Source organism: Allobosea sp. NPDC055594, from assembly GCF_053618995.1.
In genome coordinates, this window is sequence record NZ_JBSHIO010000009.1 from 108,059 (window position 1) to 126,509 (window position 18,451).

At 66.5% G+C, this 18,451-nt stretch carries 22 protein-coding genes; 11 read left to right on the plus strand and 11 right to left on the minus strand.

Translation table 11 applies throughout. From position 1 onward, the window contains the following. Positions 1-30: 30 nt before the first annotated feature. Entirely contained in the window at positions 31-1,068 is a 1,038-nt protein-coding gene (locus ACWGRX_RS18695) for a threonine aldolase family protein (protein ID WP_452118768.1), read from the plus strand. Between the two features lie 19 nt (positions 1,069-1,087). Here ACWGRX_RS18695 and ACWGRX_RS18700 read toward each other — a convergent pair whose 3' ends face one another. Together ACWGRX_RS18700 and ACWGRX_RS18705 are read right to left on the minus strand one after the other, a co-directional pair. Then, on the minus strand, positions 1,088-1,504 hold the full coding sequence (locus ACWGRX_RS18700; protein WP_452118769.1) for a DUF983 domain-containing protein: 417 nt from the start codon (positions 1,502-1,504) through the stop codon (positions 1,088-1,090). Positions 1,505-1,625: 121 nt separating this feature from the next. After that, positions 1,626-2,996 (minus strand): aminotransferase-like domain-containing protein, encoded by a 1,371-nt coding sequence (locus ACWGRX_RS18705; protein WP_452118824.1) that lies wholly within the window; start codon positions 2,994-2,996, stop codon positions 1,626-1,628. A gap of 195 nt (positions 2,997-3,191) precedes the next feature. On the opposite strand from ACWGRX_RS18705, the gene ACWGRX_RS18710 reads away from it, so the two are divergent. The 3 genes from ACWGRX_RS18710 (at position 3,192) to ACWGRX_RS18720 (ending at position 4,846) form a co-directional block, all read left to right on the plus strand. After that, on the plus strand, positions 3,192-3,611 hold the full coding sequence (locus tag ACWGRX_RS18710; protein ID WP_452118770.1) for a group III truncated hemoglobin: 420 nt from the start codon (positions 3,192-3,194) through the stop codon (positions 3,609-3,611). A 145-nt stretch (positions 3,612-3,756) separates the two neighbouring features. Next, positions 3,757-4,236, plus strand: coding sequence for an RrF2 family transcriptional regulator (locus ACWGRX_RS18715; RefSeq protein ID WP_452118771.1), 480 nt, complete (start codon positions 3,757-3,759; stop codon positions 4,234-4,236). A gap of 145 nt (positions 4,237-4,381) precedes the next feature. Beyond that, positions 4,382-4,846 (plus strand): hypothetical protein, encoded by a 465-nt coding sequence (locus tag ACWGRX_RS18720; protein WP_452118772.1) that lies wholly within the window; start codon positions 4,382-4,384, stop codon positions 4,844-4,846. Here the strand turns inward: ACWGRX_RS18720 and ccoS are convergent. The 8 genes from ccoS to ccoN all read right to left on the minus strand — a co-directional run bounded on the left by ccoS (position 4,800) and on the right by ccoN (position 11,933). Beyond that, on the minus strand, positions 4,800-5,054 hold the full coding sequence (gene ccoS, locus ACWGRX_RS18725) for a cbb3-type cytochrome oxidase assembly protein CcoS (RefSeq protein ID WP_452118773.1): 255 nt from the start codon (positions 5,052-5,054) through the stop codon (positions 4,800-4,802). The two genes, ACWGRX_RS18720 and ccoS, sit on opposite strands and share 47 nt — an antisense overlap. Then, positions 5,051-7,327 (minus strand): heavy metal translocating P-type ATPase, encoded by a 2,277-nt coding sequence (locus tag ACWGRX_RS18730; protein WP_452118774.1) that lies wholly within the window; start codon positions 7,325-7,327, stop codon positions 5,051-5,053. The genes ccoS and ACWGRX_RS18730 overlap by 4 nt, the downstream gene beginning before the upstream one ends. Positions 7,328-7,380: 53 nt before the next feature. Further along, the gene (locus ACWGRX_RS18735; protein ID WP_291635178.1) at positions 7,381-8,178 is read right to left on the minus strand and encodes a DUF2189 domain-containing protein; all 798 of its coding nucleotides are present in this window, start codon (positions 8,176-8,178) and stop codon (positions 7,381-7,383) included. A gap of 61 nt (positions 8,179-8,239) precedes the next feature. After that, positions 8,240-8,458: a hypothetical protein gene (locus tag ACWGRX_RS18740; RefSeq protein ID WP_291635176.1), complete on the minus strand. Its 219-nt coding sequence runs from the start codon at positions 8,456-8,458 to the stop codon at positions 8,240-8,242. Next, positions 8,455-9,327 carry a cytochrome-c oxidase, cbb3-type subunit III gene (ccoP, locus tag ACWGRX_RS18745; protein WP_452118775.1) on the minus strand — a complete coding sequence of 291 codons (873 nt, stop codon included), beginning with the start codon at positions 9,325-9,327 and terminating at the stop codon, positions 8,455-8,457. The genes ACWGRX_RS18740 and ccoP overlap by 4 nt, the downstream gene beginning before the upstream one ends. Further along, complete coding sequence (locus ACWGRX_RS18750) at positions 9,318-9,488, minus strand: cbb3-type cytochrome c oxidase subunit 3 (RefSeq protein ID WP_291635172.1); 171 nt, start codon at positions 9,486-9,488, stop codon at positions 9,318-9,320. The genes ccoP and ACWGRX_RS18750 overlap by 10 nt, the downstream gene beginning before the upstream one ends. After that, complete coding sequence (gene ccoO, locus ACWGRX_RS18755) at positions 9,485-10,282, minus strand: cytochrome-c oxidase, cbb3-type subunit II (protein ID WP_452118776.1); 798 nt, start codon at positions 10,280-10,282, stop codon at positions 9,485-9,487. Before ccoO ends, ACWGRX_RS18750 begins: the two co-directional genes overlap by 4 nt. Positions 10,283-10,286: 4 nt before the next feature. Next, on the minus strand, positions 10,287-11,933 hold the full coding sequence (gene ccoN, locus ACWGRX_RS18760) for a cytochrome-c oxidase, cbb3-type subunit I (RefSeq protein WP_291647664.1): 1,647 nt from the start codon (positions 11,931-11,933) through the stop codon (positions 10,287-10,289). 629 nt (positions 11,934-12,562) lie between these two features. On the opposite strand from ccoN, the gene ACWGRX_RS18765 reads away from it, so the two are divergent. The 7 genes from ACWGRX_RS18765 (at position 12,563) to ACWGRX_RS18795 (ending at position 18,061) form a co-directional block, all read left to right on the plus strand. Continuing rightward, entirely contained in the window at positions 12,563-13,045 is a 483-nt protein-coding gene (locus ACWGRX_RS18765; protein ID WP_452118777.1) for a PTS sugar transporter subunit IIA, read from the plus strand. 110 nt (positions 13,046-13,155) lie between these two features. Further along, entirely contained in the window at positions 13,156-13,683 is a 528-nt protein-coding gene (locus ACWGRX_RS18770; protein WP_452118778.1) for an NUDIX hydrolase, read from the plus strand. 137 nt (positions 13,684-13,820) lie between these two features. Next, positions 13,821-14,156, plus strand: a complete 336-nt coding sequence (locus tag ACWGRX_RS18775) for a hypothetical protein (RefSeq protein WP_452118779.1) — start codon at positions 13,821-13,823, stop codon at positions 14,154-14,156. A gap of 191 nt (positions 14,157-14,347) precedes the next feature. Further along, positions 14,348-15,445, plus strand: a complete 1,098-nt coding sequence (locus ACWGRX_RS18780) for a carboxynorspermidine decarboxylase (RefSeq protein WP_452118780.1) — start codon at positions 14,348-14,350, stop codon at positions 15,443-15,445. Between the two features lie 53 nt (positions 15,446-15,498). Further along, positions 15,499-16,791: a saccharopine dehydrogenase family protein gene (locus ACWGRX_RS18785; protein ID WP_452118781.1), complete on the plus strand. Its 1,293-nt coding sequence runs from the start codon at positions 15,499-15,501 to the stop codon at positions 16,789-16,791. Positions 16,792-17,414: 623 nt separating this feature from the next. After that, complete coding sequence (locus tag ACWGRX_RS18790; RefSeq protein ID WP_291635160.1) at positions 17,415-17,543, plus strand: hypothetical protein; 129 nt, start codon at positions 17,415-17,417, stop codon at positions 17,541-17,543. Between the two features lie 107 nt (positions 17,544-17,650). After that, positions 17,651-18,061, plus strand: coding sequence for a GreA/GreB family elongation factor (locus ACWGRX_RS18795; protein ID WP_291635159.1), 411 nt, complete (start codon positions 17,651-17,653; stop codon positions 18,059-18,061). Positions 18,062-18,175: 114 nt separating this feature from the next. On the opposite strand, the gene ACWGRX_RS18800 is transcribed toward ACWGRX_RS18795, so the two are convergent. Then, positions 18,176-18,421 carry a helix-turn-helix transcriptional regulator gene (locus ACWGRX_RS18800; RefSeq protein ID WP_291635157.1) on the minus strand — a complete coding sequence of 82 codons (246 nt, stop codon included), beginning with the start codon at positions 18,419-18,421 and terminating at the stop codon, positions 18,176-18,178. Between the last annotated feature and the right edge of the window lie 30 nt (positions 18,422-18,451).

The window sequence follows — 18,451 nt, forward strand, 5'->3', positions numbered from 1 at the left end:
GCGCCCTGCCCCCCGACAGAGACCGAAGCCATGCCCAATGCCTTTCTCGACTTCTTCAGCGACACCAAGACCAGGCCGACGCCGGCGATGCGCGCGGCGATGATGGCGGCCGAGGTCGGCGACGAACAGAAAGGCGAGGACCCGACTGTGACCCGGCTCTGCGAGCGCGTCGCCGACATGCTCGGGCAGGAGGATGCGGTACTGCTGCCCTCCGGCACGATGTGCAACCAGATCGCGCTCGCCGTGCATTGCCGGCCGGGCGACGAGGTGATCTGCGATCAGTCCAGCCACATCATCAATTCGGAAGGCGGCGGCCCGGCCGCACTGGCCGGTGTGATGCTCAAGGGACTTCCCGGCAAGCGCGGTATTTTCAGCGCCGCCGATGTCACCGGCGCGATCCAGCCCGAAAGCCGCTACAGGCCGCGCCCGCGGCTGCTCTGCGTCGAGCAGACCTCGAATTTCGGCGGCGGCTCGATCTGGCCGCTCGAAACCGTGCGGCAGGTCACGGCGACAGCGAAGGCCGGCGGCCTCGTCACCCATCTCGACGGCGCGAGACTCTTCAACGCGGTCGTCGCCTCCGGCGTCAGTGCGCGCGACTATGCCGAGACCTTCGATTCCGCCTGGGTCGACCTGACCAAGGGCCTCGGCGGTCCGGTCGGCGCCGTCCTCGCCGGTCCGCGCGACTTCATCCGGGAGGCCTGGCGCCTGAAGCAGCGGCTCGGCGGGGCGATGCGGCAAGCCGGCTTCCTCGCCGCCGCCGGGCTCCACGCCCTCGACCATCATGTCGCACGGCTGGCGGAGGACCACGCCAATGCCAGGACGCTCGCGGCCGGGCTGGCGCAACTGCCGGGGATCCGGCTCGCCGACGACCGGATCGAGACCAATATCGTCTTCTTCGATGTCGCCGGCGCCGGCTATAGCGCGGTCGATTTCGTGACGGCAGCCAAGACGAAAGGGCTCGGCGCGGGCGCTTTCGGGCCAAGCCTGGTCCGGATGATCACCCATCTCGACGTCAGCAGCGACGACGTGCAGCGCGCGCTCGAGATCATCGCCTCGCTGCGGAAATGAGGCAGGCGCCGCCCGGGTTTCAGTGCGGCGCCGTCTCGGGCGCAGGCGCCTTGGCGGGACGCGGCTTGGCCAGCCGGCCCTCCTCGGCCTTGAAGAAGAATTGCGAGGCGACGAGCCAGCCCTTCAGCGGCCGCAGCGGCGGGATGCAGGTCAACAGGACGATCGGCAGTGTCGTGATCAGATGGACCCAGCCGGGGGGCTCATAGGCGAGCTCGAGCCAGAGCGCGAAGGACAGCGCCGGGATGCAGACGAACATCATGACAAAGAAGGCCGGCCCGTCGGCCGGGTCGGCGAAGCTGTAGTCCAGCCCGCAGGCCTCGCAGCGCGGCTTCAGCGTCAGGAAGCCGTCGAACAGCTTGCCCTCGCCGCAGCGCGGGCAGCGCCCACGCATGCCGGTCTTGTATGGCGATAATTTGGGCCAAACGCGGGGTGTCATCTTCGCCTCCGGGGCGTTCCGGTCGTCCTGATCGGTCATAAATGCTTCATAGCAGTCATTGCGATCATTGTATGCACTCAATCCTGTCATCAGCCGGGCTTGCGACCCTATGCCTCAGCGCTCACAACACACTCGTGCTCAGCTCCGGCGGTTTCTCCAGGGCATGCGCCATAAATTCCAGGGCGCTGCGGATGGCGCCGCGACTTTGCGGCCCGCCCAGACAGATCCGCACCGCCTCCGGCGGATGACCGTCGGCGGCGAAGACGTCGCTGGCGGCGATGCCGATCCCGGTCGCCTGCATATGGCCGGCGAAGGCCGAGCGGGTCCAGGGCGCGGGCAGTTCAAGCCAGAGATTGAAGCTCAGCGGATCGGCCCGATAGCTGCCCGGAGCCAGGATCTGCGCGGCAAGCCGCTGGCGGGCGCTGGCTTCGGTCCGGACGAAGCGCAGGATCGCGTCGGCGGTACCGTCCTCGATCCAGCGCGTCGCGATCGCCGCCGTCAGCGGCGAGGCCATGACGCTCGCAGCGCGCAGGGCCGCTGCAAAGGGCCAGCCGGAGCGCGCATCGGGCGCCACGACATAGGCGATGCGCAAGCCCGCGCCGATGCATTTCGACAGGCCCGCGACATGCCAGCTCAGTTCCGGCGCCAGCGCGGCGAAAGGCGGCGGCGGCGCGGCCGGAACGAAGCCATAGGCATCGTCCTCGATGATCGCGACGCCATGCTGGCGGGCGATCGCAACAAGTTCGACACGGCGTGCCTGCGGCACCGTCAGCGTCGTCGGATTGTGCAGGACAGGGTTGAGACAGAGCGCCTTCGGCCGGAATTTCTCGCAGGCGTCGGCGAAGGCGGCGGGCACGATGCCGTCGCCGTCCATGGCGAGGCCGAGCAAGCGGATTCCGAGCTGGGCCGCGATCGCCCGGATTCCGGGATAGGTCAGCGCTTCCGTGAGCACGACATCGCCCGGCCGCGCCACCACATTGAGGATGCCGAGCAAGGCCGAATGGGCGCCCGGCACGACGAACAGACGCTCGAACCCAGGGGTGAGTCCGCGCCGAGCGAGCCAGAGGGCGGCGGCCGCCTTGTCGGAGCGCGAACCGCCAAAGCCCTGATAGCGCAGCAGCGAGACCAGATCGCCCCCGACCTCGACCAGTGCTGCGCGCATCCGGGCGATCAGGGCCGGATCCTCGGGCTCCGGCGGCAGGTTCATCGAGAGATCGACCAGCTCCGGCACCGCCCGGCGCGCCTGGGCAGGCGCCTTGACGAAGGTGCCCTGGCCGACGCGCGAAGCTACCAGGCCGCGGCGCTGGGCTTCGACATAGCCACGCGCCACGGTGGTGAAATCCATCGCAAGACGCGCCGCCAGCTGGCGCTGGGGCGGCAGGCGATCGCCGGCGGCAAGCCGGCCATTGCCGATATCCTCGGCGATCGCCTCGGCGATGGCGAGATAGCGCGGCTTGTCGCTGCGCGTCAGATCCGGCGTCCAGTCGACCATCGGCTTCGCATCGGGGTTCGGATGACAGGTAAGGCAATACGGATGATTGACTGTATATTGTTGCACGCCGCTCCTGTCACCTCGACGCAAGGTCGCAACTGCCGGGTCCGGCCAGCTGAGCGCCCATAGGATTTACAGACGGCCCCCAAATGGCTATAAGCATCATCTCAAATGAATCTTAAAAGAGATCCCTTCTTGGCCCCGCCCCTGCCGCAGCAAGTCTCCGAGGCTCTGATCGAACGGGTCGTGCACGATTTCTATGGCCTCGTCAGGCAGGACGCACTGCTCGGTCCGATCTTCGAGGAGCGCATCGGTGATGGCTGGGACGCACATCTCGCAACCCTGGTCGATTTCTGGTCCTCGCTGACGCTGATGAGCGGGCGCTATGCCGGCAAGCCGCACACTGCACATTTCGGCCTCGGATTGCGGACGGAGCATTTCGAGCGCTGGCTCGCGCTGTTCGAAAGGGTCGTCAACACGCATTGCGCCGGCCCTGCCGCCGCGCTCTTCATCGGGCGGGCGCGCCGCGTCGCCGACAGCCTGCAGATCGGGCTCAACATCGGAGACAAAGCGCTGCACCTGCCAGCCCGGGCCGGCGCGCCCGCGACGGCCTAGAAAGCGAGGCCGGCGAGCCTGACCGCGCGCTGTTGGACCCCAGCGGCCAGCGGGCGGAGTGTCGCAAGGCGGTTGCGAAAGATGCCACAGCGCTACATCTTCCGCCGAGAACCGAGTGCCGCCCGCGACAACGCCGGAAGCCGCAATGCGCCTGACAAACTTTTCCGACTATTCCCTGCGCGTCCTGATGTATGCGGCGACCCGGGACGGGACGCTGGTGACGATCGAGGAAACGGCCGCCGTCTATGGGATTTCCCGCGCGCATCTGATGAAGGTCGCGAATCTTCTGGTGCATGCCGGCTTCCTCAAATCGATCCGCGGGCGCACCGGCGGCCTGACGCTGGCGAGGCCACCCGGCGAGATCGGCATAGGGGCAGTGCTGCGCGTGACCGAGCCGGACTTCGCCCTGGTCGAATGTTTCGGCGCGGATAATCGCTGTCTCGTGACGCCACGCTGCCGGCTGCGTGGCGTGCTCGGCGAGGCACTCGCCGCCTTCGTCACGACGCTGGATCGCTATACGCTGGCCGACCTCGTGCTGAAGCCTGAGGATTTCGGCCTCGCGGCACCGGCGCAGCCTATAGCGGCCAAGCCGGCGCGGCGGCGGGCTGCCCAGGCCGCGTCCTGACGAAGCTGGATCGCCTCCTCAAGCAAAGGACAGCCGTGCCGACCAACCGAGGGACGTGGTAGCCACGATGGATAAGATCTATTATAAATGAATCTTATTCGCCACTGGCGGCGTCAGGACCATTCGCAGGCAGAGGATACCCGGCATGGCAGCGCTGGTGCTGGACCCGTCGATCTTCGTCGATGACGAGATCCTGCACGAGATCGTCCAGTCGCTGAGCGAGCGCCTGCGCCGTCATGCCGGGCTTCGCAGCGGGCTCGACCGGGTCATCGGCAATCGCTGGGAAGAGTTCGAGCGGGACTTCGCTCACTTTCTGGGCGCGCTGCTCGAACAGACCGGTGATCACGGCGGCGGCATCGTCGCGCTGCATCAGAGCTTCCCGGCTCTGCAGCCGCAGCATGTCCGGGATGCCTGCGAGGTCTTCATGGAAGCGGCCTTGGAGGTCCTGCCCTTTCACGCGGCCGCGAGCCTGTCGGAACTTTCCGAGCATGTCGGCGCGCTCGTCCTGCGCGCCCTCGAACCTGCGACCACCGCCGCCGCGGCGATGCCGCTGGCCCTGCGCCTCAACGAGGCCGAGGAGGCGCTTCGGGCGGGCGCGGGCCTGAGATAGAATCCGCCTCCGGCGCAGCGCCATCCGCAGCGCTGCCCTCGCCGGAGATCGTTTCCGCCGGTGGAAGTGCCTCGTCCTCGAGCAGGATCCGTGCCGCCGCACCGTCCAGATCCTCGTATTGACCGCTGCGCAGCGACCACATGAAGGCACCGAGCCCGACGACACCGAGCCCGATGGCGATCGGGATCAGGTAGAAGAAATCCATCATCGCAAGGCCATGGCGGGCGCTCCCGCCGGCTTCCGCGCCAGCGGCGTTTTGGCGAGCCCGCTGGCGGCGTGCCGTCCCAGGCGCAGTGCGTTGCCTATCACCAGCAGCGAGGACAGCGACATCGTCACCGCCGCGACCAGCGGCGTGACATAGCCGAGCACCGCGATCGGAATCGCGATCGCATTATAGGCGACCGCGAGAAAGAGGTTCTGCCGCACGAGCCTGCCCGCCTCGCGCGCCACGGCGAGCGCCTGCGGCACGGCGAGCAGGCTCTCGCGCAGGAAGACGAAATCGGCGGCGTTGCGGCCGATATCGGCCGCCGTCGCCGGCGCCATCGAAGCATGGGCGCGGGCCAGCGCCGGCGCATCGTTGAGCCCGTCGCCGACCATCAGCACCTTGTGCCCGCTGGCTGCGGCGGCCTCGATATGGGCCAGCTTGCCGCCGGGCGAGATTCTTGCACCATGCGGCAGGCCAAGGGCGGCAGCGAGCCGGCGCACCGGCTCCTCGCGATCGCCGGAGAGGATCTCGATCGCGAGCCCGGCGGTCGAGAGCGCCGCTATCGCCTCGCGCGCATCGGCCCTGAGCCGGTCGTCGAAGTCGAAGCTCGCCAGTGCCTTTCCATCCCGGCTCAGCACGACGCGGGCTTCGCTCCCCACAGCCTCCGGCGCGGCGGCGGAGCCGAGCGCCCATTCCGGCCGCCCGAGGCGATAGAGCGAGCCGCCGGCCTGCGCCTCGAGCCCAGCCCCGGGCTGCTCGGCAACCTCGGAGAAGACGGTGCCGTCAGCAGGGCGCCCGAGCCCGGCCGCTGCAGCGATCAGGGCGCGCGAATAGGGATGGCGAGAATGGGCAGCGAGCGCTGCCGCCAATGTCAGGGCGTTAGAGTCATGGGCCTGCGCATCAAGCAGGCGCGGATTGCCCTCGGTCAGCGTGCCCGTCTTGTCGAAGGCGACGTGGTCGATCTCGGCGAGGCGCTCCATAGCCGCACCATCGCGGACCATGATGCCCTTCTCGAACAGCCGCCGCGCCGCCATGATCTGGACCATCGGCACGGCCAGGCCGAGCGCGCAGGGGCAGGTGACGATCAGCACGGCGATGGCGACAGTGATTGCGCGATGGGCGTCTCCGGTCGCCGCCATCCAGCCGAGGAAGGTCAGGAAGGCGGTGAGATGGATCACCGGCGCATAGAGCCGCGCCGCCCGATCGGCGATGCGCCGATAAAGCGAGCGCCCCTCCTCGGCCGCCTCCATCATCCGCATCATCTCGGCCAAGAAGGAATCACGCGCCGCCGCGGTCGCAGTGATCGTGAGTGGGCGCGTCAGATTGAGCGTGCCGGCCTGCAGCGCCTGTCCAACTCTTGCGGGCTGCGGCAGGCTCTCGCCCGAAACCAGCGAGCAGTCGAGTTCCGAAGCACCTTCGAGCACGCGGGCATCGACCGGCACCCGCTCGCCGGCGGCGAGCAGGATCGTCATGCCCGGCTCGATCTCGGCGACCGGCAGATAGGTCCCGCTGCCGTCCGCGCCGATAACGAGGGCGCCGCGGGCCGCGAGCCGCGCCAGGCCCTTGACCGCGGTGCGGGCCCGCTCGCGCATGACATGGTCCAGCGTGCGGCCGATCAGCAGGAAGAAGAGCAGCGAGATCGCGGCATCGAAATAGGCGTGCGGGCCACCATGCACCGTCTCATAGAGGCTGAGCGCGAAGGCGAGCGAGACGCCGATCGAGATCGGCACGTCCATATTGGTGCGGCCCTTGCGCAGGGCGCCCCAGGCGGAGCGGAAGAAGACGCGGCCGGAATAGGCCAGCGCCGGCAGGGCGATCAGCGCCGAGATCCAGTGGAACAGGTCGCGCGTCGCCGGCTCGGCGCCGGACCAGACGGAGACCGAGAGCAGCATGATGTTGCTAGCGGCGAAGCCGGCGACCGCGAGCGATCGGATCAGCTCGGAGAGCGCCGCATCTGTGCCGGACTCGGCGAAATCAGCGAGATGCGCGTCATAGCCCACGGCGACCAGCGTCTCGGCGAGGGCCGGCGGCACGTCGCCGCGCCAGCGGATCACGACCCGCTTGGTCGAGAGGTTGACCCTGGCCCGCTCAATGCCCGGCAGCGCCGAAAGCGCCTTTTCGATCGTGGCGATGCAGCCGCCGCAATGGATGCCGGGGACGGAAAGATCGGTCTGGCGCGCCCCGCCGCCGACCTCGCGGCTGGCCAGCATGATCTCGTCGGCGGTCAGCCGGTGATCCACCGTCGGGCTGTCGGCGCCGGGCGCACAGCAACTCATCATCGACTCCGAAACGGCAGGCCGGCCGCCGAAAGGCGGCGCGCCCCATCCCGTCAGCTCGCGTCAGCCTCGGCGGCGATGGCGCGATAGGCGTACCAGGTGCCATGCCCCAGAAGCGGGAACACGACGATCAGGCCGAGCAGGCCCGTTGCCAGGCTGAGCAGGAACAGACCGAGCACCAGCGCACCCCAGGCCAGCATTACCGGCAGATTGTTCCAGACCAGCGCGGTGCTCTTGCCCATAGCCGTCAGCGCGTCGACCCGTTTGTCGAGCTGCATCGGGACGGAAAAGACGCTGATCGCGAAGGAAAAGGCGGCGAACAGGCCACCCACGGCGCCTCCGACCAGCAGCATGGCGAGCCCGATCGGTGTCGTGAACAGCATCGCGGCGATATGGTCGAGCCCGGGGAACGGACGCAGGCCGAAGAACAGCGCGTAGATCAGCACCGCCGCCCGCATCCAGAGCAGCATCAGCAGGCAGAGCAGGACACCGGTGAACAGCACCTGCCCACCCGAGGCCGGCTTGACGAAGAGCATGCGGCCGAGACCGATGCGCTCGCCCTTCGCATGGCGGCGGCTCTTCTCATAGAGCCCGATGGCGAAGAGCGGGCCGACGACCATGAACCCGGCCAGGGCCGGGAACAGGATGTAGTCCCAGCCGAAGGAAAAGAAGCAGGCGACGACGGCGAGCGAGACCAGGAAGACCAGGAGCCCGTAGCTCAAGCTCGGCACCGGGTTGTCGACGATATCCTGCCAGCCGGCCCGCAGCCAATCCAGGGCGGCAGAGGCCGGCAGGCCGCGGCTCCATTTGTTCTCGCGCGGGAGCGGAGGGACGACTGCCGGGATGATCATGGTTCGCCTCGCTGCGGGCTGATGCCGACTTCGCTCGAAAATGCTCCAGGCGTCACTGCGCTCACCTCGACTGACAGGCCGAGCGGGCGGCGCTGTAGGCGCCCGGCCGGCCCTCGCCTTCGCCCTGCCGGAGATGGGGCACGCAATCGGGCTGGGACGAGATCGCGACATGGACGAGATGCCAGTTGGCGCCGGCGAGCAGCAGCAGGCCACCGCCGATCGCCAGGCCGATGGCGAGCCTGCCGCGCCGGACCCGCTGGCTGGTCGCGATCTCGCTCATGGCCCCGGTTTCCTGAGGTCGGCGAGGTAGAGCGCCAGGATCTTGCGATCGACCGGCGACAGCCGGTTCTCCCAGGCCGGCATCTGGCCCTGCCGGCCATGCCAGACCGAGTTGAAGATCGACTGCGTGTCGCCGCCATAGATCCAGGCCTTGTCGGTCAGGTCCGGTGCGCCGAGCTCGGCATTGCCCTTGCCCTCATCGCCATGGCAGGCGGCACAGTTGGCGGCATAGATCGCCTTGCCGGCCTCGACCCTGGCCTTGTCGATGCTGCCCGGCGCCGCCGATAGCGACTGGACGAAGGCCGTGACGTTCTCGACATCGGCGCGCGGGATCATGCCGTCGCGGCCGAAGGCGAGCATCTGGGCGCTGCGGCTCTCGCCATGGCCGGAATTGATCCCGACCCGGATCGTCTCCATCAGCGCCTCGGGCGTGCCACCCCAGAGGGTCGAGGCGGCCGTAAGATCGGGGAACCCCTTGCTGCCCTTGGCGTCGACGCCATGGCAGACCGCGCAATTATCGCCGAACAGGGCGCGCCCGCTCTGGCGCACGATCGTCATCAGGGCCGGATCGGCCTGGATCGCGGCGAAGTCGGCGCTCTCGATCTTCTTGCTCCAGGCGCGCGCCTGCTCGGCCTGTTCCAGCGAGCGCGCGATGCTCTTGCGATCATCGGCGCCGAGCAGGCCCTTGGTGAAGCTTGCGCCGGTCGGCCAGGTCGGCATCAAGAGCCAATAGCCAAGCGAAAAGACGAAGGTCGCAATCAGGAAGAAGTACACGGCCCGGGGGACCGGCGTGTTCAGCTCCTTGATGCCGCTCCATTCATGACCGGTGGTCATGAAGCCGCTGTGAGGATCGCGTTCCTCTACCGCCATGGCCGGTCCTCGTCGCGCAGGATGGAATCGGCGGCCTTGTCGAAATGCTGCTTGTTCGACGGCCAATAGGTGTAGACTAGGACGGCGATCGAGAGACCGATCAGGTAGAACAACCCGTAGGATTTCGAGAACCAGACGGTCGTTTCATGGGCGAGGCTCATGGCTTGCCTCCTGAGGGCTTGGCTTCCGCCGACTTGGCCGCTGCCGACTTGGCCGCTGCCGGTTCGGCTTCCATCGCGACGGCCGGCTTGTGGGCTGCGTCGGTCAGGCGACCGAGAATCTGGAGATAGGCGACCATCGCGTCCATCTCGGTGAGTTCATTGGGCTTGCCATCGAAGGCACGCACCGTGGTCGCCTCGCCATAGCGCTTGGTCACGCCCTCGGCGAAAGGCGAGTCCGGCGCGGCCTGGCCGTAGGCGTCGGCCGGGGCGTTGGCGATCATCTCGTCGGTATAGGGCACGCCGACGGCGCGCAGCGAACGCAGGTGCTTGCCGAGATCGTCGGTCCGCAGCGGCGTGCGCAGGAACCATGAATAGGCCGGCATGATCGAGACGGGGACCACATCGCGCGGATTGTTGAGATGCGCGACATGCCAGGCGTCCGAATACTTGCCGCCATTGCGGGCGAGGTCCGGTCCGGTGCGCTTCGATCCCCAGAGCATCGGATGGTCGTATTTGGACTCGACGGCGAGCGAATAGGGCCCGTAGCGCTCGACCTCGTCGCGCAGGGTCCGGATCATCTGCGAATGGCAGGCATAGCAGCCCTCGCGGATGTAGATGTTGCGGCCGGCCACCTCCAGCGGCGTGTAGACGCGCATATCGGGCGCGTCCTCGACCGTCTGGTTGATGGTGAAGAGCGGCGCGATCTCGACGAGGCCGCCAATGCTGGCGACGCCGATCACCGCCAGCACGAAGCCGAGCGTCTTGCGTTCGAGACGATAGTGCAGACCAAACATCGCCTCACTCCCCGGGCTGAAGGGCCGGGGCCGGAACCGGCACCGAACTGTCCGCGGCCGGATCATGCAGATGGGCCGCCCGGATCGTCATCCAGATATTGTAGCAGCCGACGAGCGCGCCGATCAGGAAGAGCAGGCCGCCGATCGCGCGGGCGATGTAGTAGGGCCGCATCGCCACGAGCGAGTCGAGGAAGGAATAGGCCAGCGTGCCGCTTTCATTATAGGTCCGCCACATCAACCCCTGGATGATGCCGGAATTCCACATCGAGAAGACGTAGATGACGGTGCCGGCGAGGGCGAGCCAGAAATGCACCTCGACCAGCCCGGCCGAATACATCGCCTTGCGCTTCCAGAGCCAGGGCACGGTGGCGTAGATCGCGCCGAAGGTGATCATCGCGACCCAGCCGAGCGCGCCGGCATGGACATGGCCGACCGTCCAGTCGGTGTAGTGCGAGAGCGCGTTGACCTGGCGGATCGCCATGAACGAGCCTTCGAAGGTCGAGAGGCCGTAGAACACGGCGGCGACCATCATGAAGCGCAAGGTCGCGTCGTCGCGCACCCGGTCCCAGGCGCCGTTCAGGGTCAGCAGCGCGTTACCCGCCGAGGCCCAGGACGGGACGAGCAACATCACCGAGAAGGTCACGCCCAGACTCTGAACCCATTGCGGCAGCGCTGTGTAGTGCAGGTGGTGCGAGCCGGCCCACATATAGAAGAAGGTGATGCCCCAGAAACTGATGATCGACATCCGGTAGGAGTAGATCGGCCGGTCGGCGCGCTTCGGCAGATAGTAATACATCATGCCGAGGAAGCCGGCCGTCAGGAAGAAGGCGACGGCGTTGTGGCCGTACCACCATTGCGTCATCGCATCCTGGACGCCGGAGAAGGCGGAATAGCTCTTCGCCTGGCCGAGCGAGATCGGCATGGCGAGGTTGTTGACGATATGGAGGATCGCCACGACCAGGATGAACGCCATGTAATACCAGTTGGAGACGTAGATATGCGGCTCCTTGCGGCGGGCGAGCGTCCTGACATAGAGGATGAAATAGGTGACCCAGACGATCACCAGCCAGATATCAGCATACCATTCCGGCTCGGCATATTCCTTCGACTGGGTGATGCCCATCATGTAGCCGCTGACGGCGATCAGGCAGAAGAGATTGTAGCCCAGCAGCACGAACCAGGGGCTGAGCTGGTCAGGCAGCCGCGCCCGCGAGGTGCGCTGAACGACGTAGAAGGACGTCGCGATCAGCGCATTGCCGCCGAAGCCGAAGATCACGCCGGTGGTGTGGATCGGCCGGATGCGGCCGAAGCTCGCCCAGCCGGCATCGAAGGTCAGCTCGGGATAGACCAGGAGCCAGGCGACCCAGTCGCCGACGAACAGGCCGATCACGGCCCAGATCATCGCCATGATGATCCCGAACTTGGTCGGCTCGTCATAATAATGCTGTAGCCGCTCGGGGCCCGGCTCAGGCGCTAGATAGCCAGCTATGACCAGGAAGGCGCCCCCGGCCCCGGCGATCAGGAACATCAGGCCGTGCACACCGATCGGGTCGCCCTGACCGGCAATGGTGAGAAGAAGGCCGCCCAGCGCCAGCGCGACCAGGATGGTGAGCGCCAGCCGTCTTTCCGGAATCGTCAACTGGGAGATCATCGGCGATCGTCCTTCGGCTCGCTACACGCATGTCGATACAATCTGCGACATCGAGTCCACGAACCCGATCCGCGCCGGTCCGACAACAATGCCGCACAGGCAGGCCGGAATCGTCAAGGGCATTTAATATATATCAAAGATGATTGTTTCTCCCAACACGACAGGGCGTCGCAGGCCGGGCCACGAGGCCGCATCCGCCGAGCGGAAGCGCGGCGCAGCCGGCGCTACCGCGCCCTTTATCCGTAATGCTGCGTGAAGACACTCCATTGCCGATGGAAGCATCCCCCACCAGCTCAGATGACCCAATCTGGCCACTAGCCGACAAGCTCATGTCTTCCCGACAGCGAGCGCCCGGGTCTCAGGAAAATCCGCGAACTCGACGAAAGGCGGTACCGCGCTTGACTTCCCAGTCAACCATACTAATCCTAGCGCGCCATGATCAATTTTCGGCTATACGGTATCCACGGGACGAGACATCGTCCTGCAAGCGCCCAGCCCTGAGGCGAATATCACGGCCTCGCCCGACGGCCAGGCATTTTTGTCAGCAATCCGAGCACGCGGCGCCTTTTTCGGCGAAAATGCGTATAGTCCGCCCTTCACGGGCGAGGGTCGCCCCCATGGAAACGGCAGTGAACATCGCAACATTCCTCCGGACAGAAGACATCGCGCTCGACCTGTCCGCCGTGAACAAGCAAGCCGCCATTGAGGCGGCATCGGAGCTGCTCTGCCCGGGCGAGGATGCTTGCCGCAAGGCGGTGCTCCAGGCGCTTCTGGCGCGTGAGCAGCTCGGCTCGACCGGCCTGGGCCGTGGCGTCGCGCTGCCGCATGCGCGCTCGAACACGCTGGCCGCACCGAGGATCGCCCTGATGCGCCTGGAGCAGCCGGTCGATTTCGGCGCGGCGGATGGCGACCCTGTCGACCTCGTGCTCGCCGTGATCTGGCCGGCCGAGGCGATGGACGACTTTCTGAGCACGCTTTCCAAGTTCTGCAAGATGCTGCGCGAGCCGCGCCTGCTTCAGGGCTTGCGCGACGTCGCCACTCCCGAGGAAGCGAGCGAGCTCCTGCGCCTGACGGCGGAGCAGACCGCCGGTCCCGACAAGGCGCGCGCCTGACAGCAGGACCGGCGCAAGCACCTGACGCCTCCCGCCGCCGGAGACACAGCCGGCGCGGCTTCCCTATTCAACCGGCCAGCGGATTTTTTCGAACCCAGGAGGACAAGGACGTGCGGATTGCCGATCGCACCGTTTTCGGACGGAAGATCGCTGACGAGGCGACCAATGCCGCCAATGACGGCCGAGAGCCCGGAGAACCTATCCGCATCCAGTATGCTGCGCTCCCCCATCGCCTCTCGCAGACGGGAAGCCTCGATGTCATGCTGATCACCTCGCGCGATACCGGCCGCTGGGTCCTCCCAAAGGGCTGGCCGATGCGCGGCAAGACGGCCCGCGAAGCAGCGGCGCGCGAAGCTTATGAGGAAGCCGGGCTGATCGGGCAGGCCGATGCCGCCGCCCTCGGCTCCTATCATTACCGCAAGCGCCGGCGGCGCGGCACATCCGTGCTGTGCCGGGTCGAGGTGTTCCCCCTCGACGTCCTGGCGGAACTCCAGCGCTGGCCGGAGAAGCGCCAGCGCCGGCGCTCCTGGTTCTCCGTCGAGGACGCAGCCGGGCTGGTCGACGAAACCGAGCTGAAGGCCCTCATCCTGGCGGCCCAGGCGCGCATCGGCCTCGGCGGCACGAAACCGGCAGACTGAACCAAGCGGGCTCCCGGGACCGGAGCGCCCCCTAAGGCCGAAAAGCAGTAACCGGCAAGCTTTTCTCAAGTCTATCGAGGAACATTCGCCCGACACGAAATGACAAGGCAGAATGCAGTCATACCGGACCATTCGGCGTGACCGCATACCCGGCGAGTCAGCCTGAAAACGGCCAGAAGCGCGCCGCGGTTGATTTTTCCGTGCACGGCGCTATAAGATGGCGCCTTGCCCGATGCAGGCTACATCTGCTGGTTGGAGAGGATGGAATGTCTCACGACGCCCCCTTCCAATTGAGGATGGGCTCAGTTTTACTGAACGCCTCCCAAAAGGAAGAAACCTTTGCGGCAAGCGCCTTGACGGCGCTGACCGAGGCGACCTGTATCGGTAGTCGCGCCGGCCTCGCGGCGCACGCCGCCGCAAGGCGCCACGCCGAGAAGAAGAGCCGGAACAACAGCGCGAAAGCACTGATCTAGCGCGCGGAAGCGGCGTTCGCAGAGTCGATGCCGCTATCGCCCGGCCGCCTTTTCCGCAGGCGGCCACGAACCGCATACCCTTTGCGCAATCGCATCTCCCCCGGCGCTCCGCGCCGTGCCGGGCGCTGCAACGACGGCGCGTATCACGGCGGCCCGGCGGCCGCACCGCTTTCGACAGGCACGACGCATCGATGATCCAGACCCCTTACTACCTGATCGACAAGGCAGGCTTGCTGCGCAATCTGCGGACGATCGAGCGCGTCCGCACGCAGTCGGGCGCCAAGGTGCTGCTGGCATTGAAGTGCTTCGCGACCTGGTCAGTGTTCGACCTGATGCGCGAATACATGGACGGCACCACCTCCTCCTCGCTCAACGAGGTCAGGCTCGGCCGCGAGACCTTCGGCGGCGAGACCCATGCCTACAGCGTCGCCTATGCCGACCACGAGATCGACGAGGTACTCGCCAACTCGGACAAGATCATCTTCAACTCGATCAGCCAGTTCGAGCGCTTCGCCGACAAGACCGCCGCGACGAGCCGTGGCCTGCGGCTCAATCCGCAGATCAGCGCCTCGGGCTTCGACCTCGCGGACCCGGCCCGGCCGTTCAGCCGTCTCGGCGAATGGGACGTCGAAAAGGTCGCGGCGATCATCGGCCGGCTCGACGGCTTCATGATCCACAATAACTGCGAGAATGCCGATTTCGCCCGCTTCGACGCGATCCTGACCCAGATCGAGGAGAAATTCGGCGGATTGCTCAAGCAGGTCAACTGGGTGAGCCTGGGCGGCGGCATCCACTTCACCGCCGAGGGCTATGCGCTCGACGCCTTCTGCGACCGGCTGAAGAGCTTCTCGCAGCGCTATGGCGTGCAGGTCTATCTCGAGCCCGGCGAGGCGGCGGTCACCAAGAGCACCACACTCGAGGTCACGGTGCTCGACACGCTCTTCAACGGCAAGCATCTCGCGATCGTCGACAGCTCGATCGAGGCGCATATGCTCGATCTGCTGATCTACCGGCAGACCGCCAAGATCGCGCCCGATGCCGGCCCGCATCGCAGCATGATCTGCGGCAAATCCTGCCTCGCCGGCGACATTTTCGGCGAGTTCCATTTCGAGCAGGCGCTCAAGCCCGGCGACCGGATCTCGATCCAGGATGCCGCCGGCTACACCATGGTGAAGAAGAACTGGTTCAACGGCGTCCAGATGCCGGCGATCGCGGTGCGTGAGCTCGACGGCAGCATCCGCAAGGTTCGCGACTTCACCTTCGACGACTTCAAGGCGAGCCTCTCCTGAGGCCCGCCACGCAACGCCACAGACAACACGAACAAAGGAGGCTCAGGCCCGAAATGCAGAAGAAGAATGTCCTGATCATCGGCGGCGGCGGCGTAGGCCAGGTGGTGGCCCATAAATGCGCCCAGAACAACGACGTGCTCGGCGACATCCATATCGCCTCGCGCACCCTGGCGAAATGCGAGGCGATCGTCGCTTCGGTCAAGCAGAAGGGCACGCTCAAGACCAAGGGCGAGATCGCGGCCCATCAGCTCGACGCACTCGACATCGAGGCGACCAAGGCGCTGATCGCCAAGACCCGGGCCGGGATCGTGATCAATGTCGGCTCGGCCTTCCTGAACATGTCGGTGCTTTCGGCCTGCATCCAGACCGGCGTCGCCTATATCGACACCGCGATCCACGAGGATCCGCTGAAGATCTGCGAGACGCCGCCCTGGTACGGCAATTACGAGTGGAAGCGCCGTGAGGAATGCGCCAAGGCCGGCATCACCGCCATTCTCGGCGCCGGCTTCGACCCCGGCGTGGTCAACGCCTATGCGCGGCTCGCCAAGGACGAGTATTTCGACAAGATCGACTCGATCGACATCATCGACGTCAATGGCGGCGACCATGGCCGCTATTTCGCGACGAACTTCGATCCGGAGATCAATTTCCGCGAGTTCACCGGCACGGTCTGGTCCTGGCAGAACCGCCAATGGACCTCGAACAAGATGTTCGAGGTCCGCAAGGACTGGGACCTGCCCGTCGTCGGCACGCGCCCGACCTACCTGACCGGCCATGACGAGATCCATTCGCTGTCGCGCAATCTCGACGTGCCGGACATCCGCTTCTGGATGGGCTTCGGCGAGCGCTACATCACGGTCTTCACCGTTCTGAACAATCTCGGCCTGCTCTCCGAGCAGCCGATCCGCACCGCCGAGGGCCAGGAGATCGTGCCGCTCAAGGTGGTCAAGGCCGTGCTGCCCGACCCGTCCTCGCTGGCGCCGAACTACACCGGCAAGACCTGTATCGGCGACCTGGTGAAGGGCAAGAAGGACGGCAAGGCGCGCGAGGTCTTCATCTACAACGTCGCCGACCACGAGGAGGCCTATGCCGAGGTCGGCAGCCAGGGCATCTCCTACACTGCCGGCGTGCCGGCGGTCGCCGCCGCAATGCTGATCGCCAGCGGCGAGTGGGATGTGCGCGGCATGCTCAACGTCGAGGAGCTGCCACCGCGGCCGTTCCTCGGCCTGCTCGACCGGATGGGCCTGCCGACGCGGATCCGCGACGAGGCCGGCGACCGTGCGCTGAGCTTCGCGGCCACGCCGGACGTCGCCAAGCGCGCGGCCGAACCGGCTCTGGCCGACTAAGACACCGAGCGTCCCGGCGGACGCGGAAGGGCGATCCGGCGCCATGTGAGAGCATCGGCCCGAAGAAGACTGGCCGGACAGGGGCAATCCCGTCCGGCCAATCCTCGTTGCGGCAGGCCACAGCGTCCGGACAGCGATACGGCCCGTCGGAGCGCACGACGACCGCGCGCCTCTGCAGCAAACCTCGTAAGCAATACCTGAATTTTACAGGGTAATTTATTTTCTTATCGACTAAAAAAGGCACCAAAATCAGATTTCTCGGAAAATATTATTTCCATTGAATTCGATTCTTTGGGCCGCATCTGGCGATATTTGACTTCCTAATACTTTCGGCCGATGCTGGCTTTGCCATGATCGGAAATCATCCCCCAGCCGGGGTCTTCTGCACAGCTTCGCGCCTCGCACGCCCCTAGCCCTGGTTCGGCGCGGCGGCCTTCGGCCCCGAGCGACGAGCCAGGGAGATCCAGCATCGCCCGCAGGCATGACAGGCGACCGGCACATGCCGGGCGCTCGGTCGCTGCCGCCCTACCGGGCCAAGCCCTTTCATTCTGCAGCCCGCCCTTCTTGCGGCCGCGCCGAGATGCGCGCCGCCCGCGGCTGCGCGCCATCAGGAAACCAGGACCATGAGCAACAAGCGCAAAGGCAACCGCGAAGCCAAGAAGCCGAAGCAGCAGAAGCCCGCTGCCCAGACGGCGTCATCGATCGCCGAACTCAGCAAGCAGCCGCTGCCCGTCAAGAAGCTCGGGCGCTGACGGCGTTCCGAGCCGAATGCAGCCATGACGCACGGGCGGGCCCTCACCACGGCCCGCCCGCATCATTTGTTCCCAAAATGGACCCGCAGGCCCGATGAAAGGCAAAGGTGACCCCGCTTCCACAGATCATCATCACGCATGAGGACCTCGCAATCCTCTCGGGCCTCATCGAAAAGGCCATGGCGAGCGGCCGTTACACCGCCGCGACCAGGCTCGCCGACGAACTGCACCGGGCCCAGGTGGTCGAAGCCGCGCTGGCACCGCAGGACTGCCTGCGGCTGAACATCGGCGGGCAATATCTCGAGGAACGCAGCGGTGCGGTGCGCGACATCGTGCTCGTCGCCGGGCGCAGCAGCGCCGCAGTCGGCCTGGTTTCGGTGCTGAGCCAGGTCGGCACTGCCCTGCTCGGGCTCTCGGCGGGCCAGCGCATCGGCTGGCTCGATCCGCGCGGCAAGCCGCGCTGGCTGCGCCTCCTGCGCGTTGATGGCGGCATTTCGGGGACGGCGCCCCTGGCCTGAAGCCTTCTCGCCTGAGGCCTGCAGCCATGCCACCCCGGCGCTGCGACCGATGACCGCGGCAACCCGTGCAGCCCGACCTTCGGCGCTACCTGCCCAGCGACCCCGACCTCAACCTCAACCGCGCCCCGAGGTCCGGCACAGCCGCACTCCCGGCCCTTCGCGACCGTCCGGAAGAAAGCGGACGCCGGCCTGCTCGAAAGCCGCGAGGACCAGGGCTTCCGAGGCGCGCTGAAGCTCGTGACGCTCGCGCTCGAAATCGCGGACGGTGCTGCGCGAAACGCCGGCGGTGGCAGCGAGCTGATCCTGCGTCCAATTCAGCAGCCCACGCGCGGCGCGGCATAGTTCAGGACGTAAATTCATGACGTTCGCCCATTGCCTTCGGCTGGCTGA

Coding starts and splice junctions, on each gene's coding strand:
- ACWGRX_RS18750 (WP_291635172.1), bottom strand. CDS start 9,488: ATGAGCCTCGCCCATGAAACGACCGTCTGGTTCTCGAAATCCTACGGG.
- ACWGRX_RS18730 (WP_452118774.1), bottom strand. CDS start 7,327: ATGAGTTGCTGTGCGCCCGGCGCCGACAGCCCGACGGTGGATCACCGG.
- ACWGRX_RS18780 (WP_452118780.1), top strand. CDS start 14,348: ATGATCCAGACCCCTTACTACCTGATCGACAAGGCAGGCTTGCTGCGC.
- ACWGRX_RS18735 (WP_291635178.1), bottom strand. CDS start 8,178: ATGATCATCCCGGCAGTCGTCCCTCCGCTCCCGCGCGAGAACAAATGG.
- ccoS (WP_452118773.1), bottom strand. CDS start 5,054: ATGATGGATTTCTTCTACCTGATCCCGATCGCCATCGGGCTCGGTGTC.
- ACWGRX_RS18740 (WP_291635176.1), bottom strand. CDS start 8,458: ATGAGCGAGATCGCGACCAGCCAGCGGGTCCGGCGCGGCAGGCTCGCC.
- ACWGRX_RS18695 (WP_452118768.1), top strand. CDS start 31: ATGCCCAATGCCTTTCTCGACTTCTTCAGCGACACCAAGACCAGGCCG.
- ACWGRX_RS18790 (WP_291635160.1), top strand. CDS start 17,415: ATGAGCAACAAGCGCAAAGGCAACCGCGAAGCCAAGAAGCCGAAGCAG.
- ccoO (WP_452118776.1), bottom strand. CDS start 10,282: ATGTTTGGTCTGCACTATCGTCTCGAACGCAAGACGCTCGGCTTCGTG.
- ACWGRX_RS18785 (WP_452118781.1), top strand. CDS start 15,499: ATGCAGAAGAAGAATGTCCTGATCATCGGCGGCGGCGGCGTAGGCCAG.
- ACWGRX_RS18705 (WP_452118824.1), bottom strand. CDS start 2,996: ATGGTCGACTGGACGCCGGATCTGACGCGCAGCGACAAGCCGCGCTAT.
- ACWGRX_RS18800 (WP_291635157.1), bottom strand. CDS start 18,421: ATGAATTTACGTCCTGAACTATGCCGCGCCGCGCGTGGGCTGCTGAAT.
- ACWGRX_RS18700 (WP_452118769.1), bottom strand. CDS start 1,504: ATGACACCCCGCGTTTGGCCCAAATTATCGCCATACAAGACCGGCATG.
- ccoP (WP_452118775.1), bottom strand. CDS start 9,327: ATGGCGGTAGAGGAACGCGATCCTCACAGCGGCTTCATGACCACCGGT.
- ACWGRX_RS18720 (WP_452118772.1), top strand. CDS start 4,382: ATGGCAGCGCTGGTGCTGGACCCGTCGATCTTCGTCGATGACGAGATC.
- ACWGRX_RS18715 (WP_452118771.1), top strand. CDS start 3,757: ATGCGCCTGACAAACTTTTCCGACTATTCCCTGCGCGTCCTGATGTAT.
- ccoN (WP_291647664.1), bottom strand. CDS start 11,933: ATGATCTCCCAGTTGACGATTCCGGAAAGACGGCTGGCGCTCACCATC.